Below are 12,558 nucleotides of genomic sequence, written 5' to 3' on the forward strand. Positions count from 1 at the left end.
GCCACAAGCTCCAGCCAGTGTTGGGTACTTCGTGACGGCGCCGGGGTGCCCGGCGACGAGCGGCGAGGCGGCTGCGCCGAACGCGGTGGGCCATTCAGCCCGCGGGTAGTCGCCGACCGATCGGACCGGTTGCGCCGGACGGGCGCATCAGCGGGTTTTCCGGGTCCTGGATGCTTCACCTGTGCCGATCAGGCGCCGATACTGCCGGTACTCTGTGCGACGCCGCGATGACCGAGCGGCGGCAGGCACCGGGTTCACCGCCCCCAGACCCAGGGGCGCGGAGGATGGAGTCAGCCAGCGGGCCACGAACCCGCCGGACGGGAGCACACGTGAGCCGAGCAGCGCCGGGCATGGTCACGGTTCTGGCGAACCGGGAGTTCCGCGCGCTCTGGATCTCCGAGGCGGTCTCCGTCGCCGGGGACCAGCTGACCCGGGTCGCGCTGGCGATCCTGGTCTACAACCGCACCGGATCGGCCTTCTACGCCGCGGGCATCTACGCACTGACGTTCCTGCCCGCGCTGGCCGGTGGCCTCGGGCTCTCGCAGCTGGCGGACCGCTACCGGCGCCGGACGCTGATGGTGGTGTGCTCGGTCATCCAGGCCGTGGTCGTCGCGACGATGGCCATCCCGCACGTGCCGCTGTGGGTGCTGTTCGTCCTGGTCATCATCGTGCCGATGGTCCAGTCACCCGCGTTGGCCGCGCAGAACGCCACCACCCGCGAGGTGTTCGCCGACGACGACGCGATGTACCTGCGCAGCCAGGACCTACGGGGCATCTCGACGAACACGATGATGCTGCTCGGGCTCGGTGGTGGCGGGTTGCTCATCGGCGCCATCGGCGTCACAGCGACGCTGCTCATCGACGCGGGCACCTTCACCATCGCGGCCATCTTGGTCCAACGCGACGTTCGCAACCGCCCACCCGCGGGGTCGAAGGACGACGGTTGGTTCGACGGAGCCAAGTGGGTCTTCAGCGACCGCAGGCTGCGAGTGCTGTTGTCCCTGTCGTGGCTCGTCGGCCTTGCCGTGATCCCCGAGGGTCTCGCCGCTCCCCTAGCGCAAGAGGCCGGGGCGCCGCCTGAGGCTGTGGGCTGGTTATTAGCGGCCGACCCGATGGGCTTCATCCTGGGGACGTTCCTGATCTCGCGTTTCGTGCCCGACCACCACCGGGTGAAGCTGGTGGGCGTGCTGGCCACGGCCTCGGTGGGCGTGCTGGCCCTGTTCGTGATCAAGCCGAACCTCGTCGTGGCGCTGGTGCTGCTGGCGCTCGCCGGGATGGTCGGCGCCTACCAGATCACCGTGATGGCCGTGTTCAACTCCATCGTCCCCAACGAGATCCGCGGCGGCGCGTTCGGCGCGGCCCGCACCGGGCTACGGGTGTCGCAGGGCCTCGGCGTGGCCGCCGGTGGGCTGGTGGCCGAGCTGATCGGCTCGGCGATGAACACCGTGGCGCTGGCCGGGATGCTCGGCGTGGCGCTGGCGGTACCGCTGGCGGTGTCCTGGGCCCGGTTGCAGCGCAACCCGGCGGAAGCGGGTCAGAAGTCCTCGGCTGAGTCGGGACAGCAGGAAGCGGCATAGCGGCGGGGGTGGCTGGGGGTGCTCGATGGGGCGGACTTGTTTCGCGTGGGTGACCGGCTCAGTCGGCGCTGAAGGCGGCTAGGAGGGCGCGGACGTGGGCGCCTTCGGGGACGCCCAGGCGTTCGAAGACCGGGAGGGCGGCGCGCCAGTCGGAGACGGCGCCGGGGCGGTCGCCGTCGAGTTGGCGGACCAGGGCGCGGACGTGCCTGGCCCTGGCCTCGGCGAGTTTCTGGCCGCTGCGCTGGGCGATCTCCAGACCGCGATCGATGTGCTCGGTGGCCCGGTTGGCGTCGCCGCTGTCGAGGTGGGCGTGCGCCAGTTCGGTGAGCGCCCTGACCTCCAGCAGCCGCATGCCGGTGTCGCGCATCAGGGCGAGCGCGCCGGTGCCGTGCTCGATGGCCGAGCGGGGGTCGCCGGTGCGGCGGAACAGGGCGCACAGGCCGGTGAGCACCGATGCCTCGCCGAAGCCGAACCGGATCTCGCGGGCCAGGCTCAGCGCCCGGGTGTAGTGGGTGGCCGCCGACGACCACTCCCCCGTGCGCTGCTGGATGGTCGCCAGGATGTCCAGACCGCTGACCTCGTGCCTGCGTTCGCCGAGTTGCCTACCCGCGTCCATGGCCTTGCGGACCTGGGCAGCGGAGGTGGCGTAGTCGCCCGCGTCGCAGCCCGTCTCGGCGAGGCAGATGAGCATGCTGACCTCGCCGTGGCGGTAGCCGTACCGGCGGCAGATGGCCATGCCTTCGCGGTAGCGCTGCGCGGCCTTCGGTAGGTCACCCATCGCCCAGTGGGCCAGACCAAGTCCTTGGCATGCGGCGGCTTGGACGTGCCGGTTGCCGATGCGCGTACTGAGTTCCAGGGCCTCGGTGTGACGCTCTATGGCCTGCTGCGGTCGGCCCAGCGATAGCGCTGTCCCGCCGAGGTAGTTCAACGCGCCTGCCTCGCCGAAGCGGTTGCCGATGACCCGGTTCAGATCCAGGGCCTGTTCGTAGAAGGACGACGCCTGCGCTGGCTGTCCCAGTTGGGAGTGCGCACGGCCCAGGTTGTGCAGTGCGGCCGCCTCCACGATCCGGTTGCCGGTGGACTGGCTCAACTCCAGTGCCCACCGGTGGCTCTCGATGGCGGCAACGTAGTCGCTGAGGTTCGTGTGGATCAGGCCGAGCAGGTCGTGCACGGATGCCTCGGCGTCCAGGTTCTTAGCGCCCCTGGCGGCGGCAAGAGCGGCATGTCCCACCGCGAGGCCGTCGGCTCCGTGGCCCCGGTTCCAGAAGTACGGCCTAAGAGCCTCCGCGAAGCGCCACGCGTATCGGTGCAGCCCCAGTCCGGACGCGGCGGTAGCGGCAGCGACCAGGTTGGCCCGCTCGGCGTCCAACCACGCGATGGCCTTCTCCTCCGAGCCGTGCTCGGGCATCGCGCCGACCCGCCACAGCACCGCGCTGTGCGCCTCGATCTCGCGCAGGTAGTGGTCGTACAGCGCCACCACGGCGGTGACCCGGTCGGTCTCGGCGTCCTCGGCGTCGGCCCGGCCCGAGGCGTACTCGCGCAGCAGGTCGTGGAAGGTGTAGCGGCCCCTGGCGTGCTCGCGGATCAGGTTGCCGTGGTCGAGCACCCGCAGCAGCCGGGTCGCGTCGTTGAGCGCGAGCCCGCTGAGCTCCGCGGCGGCCTCGGCGTCGACGTCCGCGCCGGGTACCACACCGAGCAGCCGGAACAGCCTGCGCGCGGCGGGGACCAGCTTCTCGTAGGACAGGTCGAAGGCGGCCCGGACCGCGCCCGACTCGTCGCCCGCGACCGTCAGCCCGGACATGCGGCCGCGTTCGCGCAGCTCCTGGGTGTAGTCGGCGATGCTGATCAGCGGCCGGATGGCCAGGTTCGCGCCCGCGATGCGCAGCGCCAGCGGCAGGTGCCCGCAGATCGCGGCCATCTCGGCGGCGGCGTCGGGCTCGCGGCGCATCCGGCCGACCCCGACCAGCCTGCCGAGCAGGTCGACCGCCTCGGCCGGGTCGAGCACGTCGAGCGGCACCTGGTGCGCGCCGTCCTGCGCGGTCAGCCCGGTGAGCCGGTCGCGGCTGGTCACCAGCACCAGGCAGCCCGACGAGCCGGGCAGCAGCGGCCGCACCTGCTCGGCGGTCGCGGCGTTGTCCAGCAGCACCAACACCCGCCTGCCGGTCAGCAGCGTCCGGAACAGGCCGGCGGCCTCGTCCGGGTCGATCGGCACCCGCTCGGGGGCGACGCCGAGCGCGTGCAGGAACCGGACCAGCACCTCCTGGGTGGTCAGCGGGGTGCCCGAGGCGTAACCGTGCAGGTTGACGCTGAGCTGCCCGTCGGGGAACCGGTCGCGCGCCCGGTGCGCCCAGCGCAACGCCAACGCGGTCTTGCCGACGCCCGCGGTGCCCGAGAGCGCGACGATCGCCACGCCCGGGCTGCCCTCGACGTGGTCGAGCAGGTCGTCGAGGTCGGTCAGCGGCTGCGCCCGGCCGACGAACCCGGGCGTCTCGGCGGGCAGCTGCGCGGGCGGGCGCTGGGCGACGGGCTCGGGGACGGTGGGCGGCGGTGGGCGGTCGCGCAGCACCCGCAGGTGGGCGTCCTGGATCTCCAGGCCGGGTTCGACGCCGAGCTCCTCGTCGAGCCGGGTGCGGATGTCGGCGAACACGCGCAGCGCCTCGGCCTGCTCGCCGGTACCGGCAAGACCCAGCATCAGCCGCGCGTGCAGGCCCTCGTGCAGCGGTTCCTCGTGTGCCAACGACCGGATACCCGCAACGACCCTGGCGTGCCTACCGAGCGAGAGAGCGACATCGGCGTGAGTGAGCGCTACCTCGCGGCGCCTTGCCGTCAGCGCCACCGCGGCCGGGTGCTTGCGCAGTCTTGCCGGTAGGTCTGCCAGCACCGGGCCGCGCCAACAGGCCAGCGCCTCGTCGAGCAGGTCGGCGGCCTGGTCCGGGTCGCTGCCGCGGACCAAGCGGGCCCGGCGCACCAGGTCCTCGAAGCGCAGCGTGTCCAGCTGGTCCGGCCGCACGCTGAGCTTGTACCCGGCCGGAGTCGCGTTGATCACCGCGGCGTTGCGCTTGCCCGCGGCGACCAGGACGCGGCGCAGCCGGGAGGCGTAGGTGTGGATCAGGCCGAGGCTGCTCTCCGGCGGGTCGTCGCCCCACAGCACGTCGACGATCTCCTCGCGGCTGACCGGCCGGTTGGGGTGCAGGGCCAGCAGGGCGAACAGGATGCGCTGCTTGAGCGCGCCGACGGTGATCTCCTTCTCGCCCTGGGCCACGGTGAACGAGCCGAGGACGCCCAGCACCAGGTGGGTGGGCCGCGCGGGCCTCGCCGGGGCGGCCGCGCCGTCGGCCAGCGCCTCCGGGGTGACGCCGAGAGCGGTGGCGAGCCTGCGCAGCGAGTCCGCCCGCGGCATGCCGACCTCGCCGCGCTCGATGTAGCGCAGCGCCCGCACGCTCACCCCCGAGCGCTCGGCGAGCTGCTGCTGGGTGAGGCCCACCCGGGTCCGGTGCGAGCGGAGCAGATCACCGAACGCACCGGGCGGGTCGACCATCTGCTCCCCCTCGCCTCGCTCGCGCTCGGAAAACGCCCCCGCGTCCGGAGTTGCCGCCGCCGGGCCGACGGACTTGCCGGTTGCCGATCGTAGTGCATCGGCTACCCCGGTTGTGCCTGGTCGGCGGCCCTGTTTCCGGTCCGGGCAGCGGCAGTGCGCGGTACAGGCAGGATGCCAGGGCAGGCCGTAGCGTGTGAAGTCGGGGGACCGGGGGTCCGCGGGGGGACCTTTCGTGGCGCGGCGTCCTGGGGGTGCGCCGTGCCACGGCCCGGGTCTCACCCCCTAGCGCCTTTCCGCCCTTCGCGCGCGTCGAGCGGCGGTAGCCTCCCCCGAGTGGGAGATCTCCGATCGTGACGGCCACCATCGCCGCACCGCCGAGACCGGATCCGCCGGAGCACCGGCGGCCGGTGCGGCTGCGCGGCCGAGTCGGCTGGCTCGTCCTGGTCATCCTGGTCGCAGGCGGCTACGGGGTGGTGGCCTCGCGCGCGCCGAACGAGCCGACCACCCCGCCGACCGGGGACGTCGCCAGGGCCGCCGCCGCCATCGACGCCCTGCTCGACCCGGGTTCCGGCCGCGACCCGATCGCGTTGCTGCCCGCCGACTTCACCCGGGTGTCCGGGGTCGTGCCCGGTCGGTTGACCGCGCCGGACGGCACCAGGCGCGCGGTCCACGTCGACGGCGGGTGCTCGGCGCCGTGGGGTGAGGACAACTCCCGCTGGGACTTCTCCGCGGGCTGCAAGGCGCACGACCTCGGCTACGACCTCCTGCGGTACGCCTCGACCAAGGGCCAGCCGCTCGGACCGGGACCGCGGCGCGCCCTCGACGACCGGCTCGCCAGCGACATGCACCGCCAGTGCGAGCTCAACCCGCGCGGGGCGGCCGGGACGTGCCAACTGGTGGCGTCGCTGTACGCGGCCGGGCTGGTCGCCAATTCCTGGCACCAGCGCTGGGGTCCGCCGCGGGCGGAGCCGATCGGGACCTGGGTGGTGGCGCTGCTGGTGGTGGCGCTGCTGCTGGCGGTGCGGGTGCCCGCGTTCGCCCGCCGCAGGACGGGGGTGCCGCGCGGCGCGGTGCCGGTCGGCGAACGTGCCAGGGACCGGGCCGGGTACCTGGGGATGCTGCGGGTGGTGAGCCTGGCCGGGGTGGTGCTGGCGGAGTCCGCGCTGGCGTTCGCGCCGTTGCTGGGCACCGGTATCGCCGCGCTGTGGCCGCTGACCTGGGTGCTGCAACTGGTGCCGCTGTTCTTCTTCGCCGGTGGCGACTCGAACCTGTTGGCCTGGCGGGCCGCGGTGGCGGACGGCACCGGCTACGGCGGTTACCTTGCCGGGCGGGTGTGCTGGCTGATCCGGCCGGTGCTGGCGTTCGTCACGGCGTGGCTGGTGGTGCCGCTGTCACTAGACCTGCTCAACGCCTCTGACGCTGCCGTCGACGCTTTCACCCGACTCATCACCCAGCCGTTGTGGCTGCTTGGCCTGTACCTGCTGGTGGTCGGGATGACTCCCGCGATGCACTGGCTGCACAGGCGAGCCCCGGTCGGGACACCGGTCGCGCAGGCTCTTGTCGTTGCCGGGCTCGGGTTGTTCGGTAGCGGCACCATCGCCGCTTACGCGGGTGGGATCGTGCTCGCGGCCCTGTTCGGGCAACTGTCGATGCACTACGCCGACGGATCGTTCGACCACCTGCCACGCCGGGCCTTGCCGGTGGTGTCAGCCTGCGCGTTGGCATGCCTGGTGCTGCTGACAACCGTTGGCGGCCATGACAAGGGGCTGATCGCGGCTCCGGCGGGCACAGCGAGTTTCGTACCGTCGGCGCTGGGGGTGCTGCTGGTCGGGTTGGTCCAGGTGTGCCTGGTGGTGGCTCCCGGCCGGGACCGGGTCCGGGTGATCGCGCACGGCGGCGTGGCCAGGGCCGTGCACCGGCTGCGGAACGCCCCGATGACGGTCTACCTGGTGTACCTGTGCGCGATGCTGCTGCTGGCCGGGGCGATCGGGGCCGCGTCCAGCACGGGGGTGCCCGGCACGGTCCTGAGTTGGGCCACCCAGCCCAGGACGCTGCTCGCGCTGGTGCTGCTGGCGGTGCCGACCGTGCTGGCGTTCCTGCTGTTCGAGCGCCGCGGCCGGGGCGGCCCGGGGACCATCCGCCCCGACGACCTGCCGGTGAGCCGCTGGGACCCGGTCGCGGCGGCGATCGGGACGGGCTACGGCGCGCTGGGGATCATCGGCTTCGCCATGAGCGGCCTCACCGGCGCCCACCACGACCCGGTGCTGCTCGGCATCCCGGTCGACCCGATGACCAGCGCCATCCACCTGCTGCTCGGCTGGTACCTGCTGCACGCGGTCCGCATCGGCTCCACCGGCACGGCCTGGCCGTGGCTGGTGACGGCGGTCGCCTGCCTGCCCCCGATGGGCTCGGCGCTCGGGCCGGGCGTCGGGCTCTACGGGGCGACGATGGGGGTCGCGGTGCTCGCGGCGGCCAGCAGGGTGATCTCCTGGAGCAACCGCAGGTCACGGGCGCGGGTGTGACTCGATAGGGGCGTGCTCGCGGCGGTGGGACGTGTGCCGTGCCCGGTGGGACATCCGGATATGTCACGCTACGGACAACCTGGGACACCTCGCGCGCGTCTTACTTTTCACCGGCGGACGAGCGCGCCCAGGGCCGACCGGCGTCAGGCGACAGGGAGGAGCGGGGCGTGGAGTACCGGCCACCGAGGCCAGGCGATCGCGCGGGATCGGGTCGACCCGTACCACCGCGCGCCCAGGCCCCAGGCAGGCGCGTCCCACCACCCGGCGACCACCCCAGGGCGGCGCGCGACGGCCAGGACCGGGCCGCGCGGCCCGAACGGCCGCGGCAGGACCCGGCCCGTGACCGCGGCGCCAGGGACGAGCGCGGGACGCGGGCCGATGGCGCGCGCAGGCCGCGACCGGAGGCGGGACGCGGCGACGACCGGGCACGGGGGCGCACCGCTCGGGACGGCGCTGGTCGGGCGGAGTCGCCGAGCCGGGACGGTGCTGGTCGGGACAGCGCAGGTCGGGGCGGTGCCGGTCGGGACAGTGCTGGTCGAGACGGTGCGGGACGGGACAGCGCGGGACGGGACGGTGCTGGCCGGACCAGCGCGGGTCGGGGCGGTGCGGATCGGGACGGCGCGGGTCGGGACGGCGCGGGTCGGGCGGGTGCCGTCGGTGCCGCTGGTCGCGAGGGCGCCGGACGGCGTGCGGGCCGCGACGGTGCCGGGGCGCGCGAGGGGTCCGGGCCGCGCAAGCGGGTGTCCGGGGTGGCCGAGACCGAGCGGATCCGGCCGAGCACCAAGCCGTCGTCGACGCGGGCGCGCAAGCCCAAACCGGGGATGGTCGCGGGCCGCACGGCGGTGGCGCTGCTCTCGGCGGTCGTGCTGGCCGCGACCGGCTACTACTGGAAGGTGACCGACTCGTTCTCCGACGGGGTCACCAAGGCCAACGTGGTCGAGGACACCGGGGAGAAGCCAGCCGACGGCGCGGTGGACATCCTGATGGTCGGCGTGGACAGCCGCACCGACGCGCAGGGCAACCCGCTGTCGAAGGAGCAGTTGGCGATGCTCAACGGCGGCAAGTCCGACGGCGAGACCAACACCGACACGCTCATCATGATCAGGATCCCGAACAACGGCGGCAAGCCGGTCGGCATCTCGATCCCCCGCGACTCGTACGTGGACATCCCCGGCTACGGCAAGCACAAGGTCAACTCCGCCTACAGCAGGGCGAAGCTGGCCGCGCGCGGCAGGCTGCAGAAGGAGGGCGTCTCCGACCAGAAGGAGTTGGAGCGCCGGTCCAACGAGGAGGGCGCCAAGAGCCTGATCGCCACCCTGACCAAGCTCACCGGCGCCACCATCGACCACTACGCCGAGGTCAACCTGCTCGGCTTCTACGACATCACCAACGCCGTCGGCGGCGTCGAGGTGTGCCTGAAGAAGGCCACCAAGGACTCGCTGTCCGGCGCGAACTTCCCGGCCGGGACCCAGACCCTGCAAGGGGTGCAGGCGCTGCAGTTCGTCCGGCAGCGGCACGGGCTGCCCAACGGCGACATCGACCGGATCACCCGCCAGCAGGTGTTCATGAGCGCCATGGCGAAGAAGATGGTGTCCGGCGACGTGCTGGCGCCCGGCTCGCAGGTGCTCGACCAGCTCAAGACCGCGATCGGCAAGTCGGTGGTGCTGGACAAGAACTGGGACATCATGCGGTTCGCCCAGCAGATGATCTCGGTGACCGGCGGCGACGTCGGGTTCGAGACGATCCCGCACGGCACCATCGACCTGACCACCCCCAGCGACGGCAGCGCCGTGCAGGTCGACCCGACCGCGGTCAAGCAGTTCGTCACCGGCCTGCTGACCGGCGGGACCCCGGCGCCCAGCAGCGGCGCCCCCACCACCGGCACCGCCGACGCGCCCGCGGCCAAGCCGACGGTGTCGGTGCTCAACGGGTCCGGCCGCACCGGGCTGGCCGCCGAGGTGGCCGACACCCTGGAGAGCCAGGGCTTCCCGACCGGCGAGACCGGCAACGCCGCGGCCAGGTCCAAGACCGTGGTGCGCTACGCCAAGGGCGAGGAGGCTGGCGGCAAGTCGGTCGTGGACGCGCTCGGCGGCAAGGCCACCAGCGAGGCGGACACCAACCTGACCAAGGGCAAGGTCACCGTCATCATCGGCAAGGACTTCAGCACCACCGCCGGTACCCCCGGCGAGCGGCTGACGGGTGCCCCGTTGCTCGACCTGGGTGCCCGCGCGGCGGTGCAGACCGGGCCTCCGTGTGTGAACTGAGGCTTTCGCCCTCACTCGATCGGAGCAACTTCGCCGAACCCGCGTCAGGGCGGGCGGGTTGATCGCTTCCTGTGGTGGAGGCGCCGGCGTACAACGGCGCCGGTCGAGGAGGGGCGGACCTTGCGCATCGAAGCGGCGACCTACCAGCGGGTGCTCGGGGACGAGATCCGCAGGCTGCGCAAGCAGCGGGGCTGGACCCGCAAGGAGCTCAACGGCAGGCTGCAGAGCGAGATCTCGCTGCAGACCCTGGCGACCTACGAACTGGGCACCCGGCAGTGTTCCGTGGTCCGGTTCGTAGAGATCTGCGTGGCGCTAGAGGCGCTGCCACACGACCTGATGGCCAGGGTGCACGACCGCGTCTTCGCGGACACGCCCCTCGGCCGCGTCCGGGTGGACCTGCACGCGGCGGCGGCGGATGACAGACCCCAGCTGATGCCGCTGCGCCGCTGGGCGGCCGAACTGCTGTCCGAACAGGACGAGGTGCACCTGGACGGCTCGGCGCTGGACCGGCTGGCCGAGCTGTGCGGGATGGACACCATCGAACTGGTCGCGCACATCAGGGCCCAGGCGGAGTGATCACCTACGTACACTGGACGAGTGACTGAGGCAGCACTCACCGGCACCGACGACGACCTCCGCGAACTGGCCACCTGGCTGCGCGACGAGGACGAACTGCGCGGCAGGGTCCGCCTCCGCGACGCCCCCATCCGCGAAGGCGAGATGGGCGCCGCCATCGACGCCCTCACCATCGCCCTCGGCGGCGGCGGCGCGGGCGCGGGCGCGGTGATGATCCGCTCCGTCTTCACCTACCTGAGCACCCGCCGCAAGGCCGTGGTCCTCGACCTCGACCTCAAGGACGGCGACAAGCACGTCAAGGTCAAGCTCACCAACGACTCGAACGTGGACGAGGTCCTGGCCCAGGTGGACAAGTTCTTCGACAAGTAGCCCCGTGGGCGAGTACCAGTACTACGGATTCCTGGCGGTCGACCGGCCACTAGGACTCGCCGAGCAGCGCGCGGTCCGCACCCTGTCCACCCGGGCGGAGATCACCGCCACCACATTCGCCAACGAGTACCACTGGGGCGACTTCAAGGGCGACCCGGCCGAGCTGATGTCGCGGTACTACGACGTCCACGTGCACATCACCGACTGGGGCACCCACCGGGTGATGTTGCGACTACCCGGCGCGGTGCTCGCCCTGGGCGCGATAGCCGAGTACCTCGTCGACGACCAGGTGCACGCTTGGGCAACGGGCGAGTTCGTCGTACTCGACCTCACCATCGAGAGCGACCCTGGCGATGTCGACTACGACGCGGAGGCATTGCTGGAGTCGCTCGTGCAGGTGCGCGAAGAACTCGCCGCCGGAGACTTCCGCCCGCTCTACCTAGCCTGGCTGGCCGCCTACGGCACCTGGGAACGCAACGAAAACGCCTTCCCCACCTCCGCCGACGACGAACTCGAACCCCCAGTCCCCCCGGACCTGCATTCCCTCACCACCCCCCAAAGCGCCCTATCCGCCTTCTTACGCCTAGACCCCACCTTGCTCACCGTCGCATCTCAACCCACCACCACCCCTCCGCGCCGCCGAACCGTAGGCACGCTCCTAGACACCGCAGCCCACCACCGCACCGCCCGCCTCTAACCAGAAGCCCGAGCCCGACAGCCAGCACATACACTGATCTCGCAGACGCACAGGCCGATGAAGCCCGTTGAGTCCACTGCTCGCCGCAGTGCGAGCCCTGCCGCTAGATCAGGCTCTCCTTCGCAGGGATTGACATCCTCCAAGCACCTCAGTCCTCGTCGCGACTAACTGTCTTGGACCATTTCTGGGCATCTGAGGCGATCAAGGCGGCTATCCCGTTGAGCAGATCCACGACCGACTGGCGCGACATTCGAATGGTGATGAAGTCACCCGAGCGCATCTCGTACCGCCGACCCGGGAGCGGCCCGGCCTGGCTACCGCGTTCAGGCCGCGAGGGCGAAGAACAGGATGAAGAACCCGATGGCGACCAGCCAGGCGGCGATCAGCCAGCCGAAGTCGCGCCACGGGGAGATCTTGCCGTCGTCGGCGCCGGGGACGTGGACTCCGCGTTCCTCGAACTTGTCGACCAGGCCCAGGAGGGCGGTGAACAGGCGGGGCACGGGGTGGATGGTGTCACGGGCGGCGGCCCTCGTGGCGCTTGCCCTTGATGTGGCGGGCGAAGGCGCGTTCGATCTCGCGTTTGGCGTCGCGGTCGGCGAGGTCGGCGCGCTTGTCCCAGGTCTTCTTGCCGCGGACGAGGGCCAGTTCGACCTTCACCCGGCCGTCGGTGAAGTACATCGACAGCGGGACCAGGGACAGGCCGGACTCGTGGACCTTCTGCGACAGCTTGTCGATCTCGCGCCGGTGCAGCAGCAGCTTGCGGGTCCGCCGGGGCGTGTGGTTGGTCCAGGTGCCCAGCGCGTACTCGTTGATGTGCAGCCCGCGCAGCCACACCTCGCCGTCGTCGATGGTGGCGAACGCGTCGACCAGCGACGCCCGGCCCAGGCGCAGGCTCTTGACCTCGGTGCCCACCAGCACGACGCCCGCCTCGACCGTGTCGAGCACCGCGTAGTGGTGCCGGGCCCGCCGGTTCGTGGCGATCGTCGCGCTGTTGGGGTCTGCGGCCATGCCCCCG

Annotated in this window: 9 protein-coding genes; 6 read left to right on the forward strand and 3 right to left on the reverse strand. The window is 72.0% G+C overall.

Annotated elements, in window-relative coordinates:
• The first annotated feature begins 350 nt into the window (after positions 1-350).
• Positions 351-1,577, forward strand: a complete 1,227-nt coding sequence (locus CLV68_RS29775; protein WP_121394345.1) for an MFS transporter — start codon at positions 351-353, stop codon at positions 1,575-1,577.
• 58 nt (positions 1,578-1,635) lie between these two features.
• On the opposite strand, the gene CLV68_RS29780 is transcribed toward CLV68_RS29775, so the two are convergent.
• A complete protein-coding gene (locus CLV68_RS29780; RefSeq protein ID WP_121394346.1) occupies positions 1,636-5,115 on the reverse strand; it encodes a BTAD domain-containing putative transcriptional regulator in 3,480 nt (1,159 codons plus the stop codon).
• 350 nt (positions 5,116-5,465) lie between these two features.
• Here CLV68_RS29780 and CLV68_RS29785 point away from each other — a divergent pair, with 350 nt between their 5' ends.
• The 5 genes from CLV68_RS29785 (at position 5,466) to CLV68_RS29805 (ending at position 11,543) form a co-directional block, all read left to right on the forward strand.
• Positions 5,466-7,637 (forward strand): phospholipase A2 family protein, encoded by a 2,172-nt coding sequence (locus tag CLV68_RS29785; protein ID WP_121394347.1) that lies wholly within the window; start codon positions 5,466-5,468, stop codon positions 7,635-7,637.
• Between the two features lie 749 nt (positions 7,638-8,386).
• On the forward strand, positions 8,387-9,901 hold the full coding sequence (locus CLV68_RS29790; protein ID WP_246010181.1) for an LCP family protein: 1,515 nt from the start codon (positions 8,387-8,389) through the stop codon (positions 9,899-9,901).
• A 120-nt stretch (positions 9,902-10,021) separates the two neighbouring features.
• Entirely contained in the window at positions 10,022-10,477 is a 456-nt protein-coding gene (locus tag CLV68_RS29795) for a helix-turn-helix domain-containing protein (protein ID WP_121394348.1), read from the forward strand.
• A 21-nt stretch (positions 10,478-10,498) separates the two neighbouring features.
• Positions 10,499-10,846 (forward strand): effector-associated constant component EACC1, encoded by a 348-nt coding sequence (locus CLV68_RS29800; protein ID WP_121394349.1) that lies wholly within the window; start codon positions 10,499-10,501, stop codon positions 10,844-10,846.
• A 4-nt stretch (positions 10,847-10,850) separates the two neighbouring features.
• The gene (locus tag CLV68_RS29805) at positions 10,851-11,543 is read left to right on the forward strand and encodes a hypothetical protein (RefSeq protein WP_121394350.1); all 693 of its coding nucleotides are present in this window, start codon (positions 10,851-10,853) and stop codon (positions 11,541-11,543) included.
• Between the two features lie 323 nt (positions 11,544-11,866).
• Here the strand turns inward: CLV68_RS29805 and CLV68_RS34355 are convergent, their stop codons facing one another.
• A complete protein-coding gene (locus CLV68_RS34355; RefSeq protein WP_092783693.1) occupies positions 11,867-12,043 on the reverse strand; it encodes a hypothetical protein in 177 nt (58 codons plus the stop codon).
• A gap of 13 nt (positions 12,044-12,056) precedes the next feature.
• Positions 12,057-12,551, reverse strand: coding sequence for an SsrA-binding protein SmpB (gene smpB / locus CLV68_RS29810; RefSeq protein ID WP_121394507.1), 495 nt, complete (start codon positions 12,549-12,551; stop codon positions 12,057-12,059).
• Positions 12,552-12,558 lie beyond the last annotated feature (7 nt).

Source organism: Actinokineospora cianjurensis (assembly GCF_003663795.1).
Taxonomy (GTDB): Bacteria; Actinomycetota; Actinomycetes; order Mycobacteriales; family Pseudonocardiaceae; genus Actinokineospora; species Actinokineospora terrae.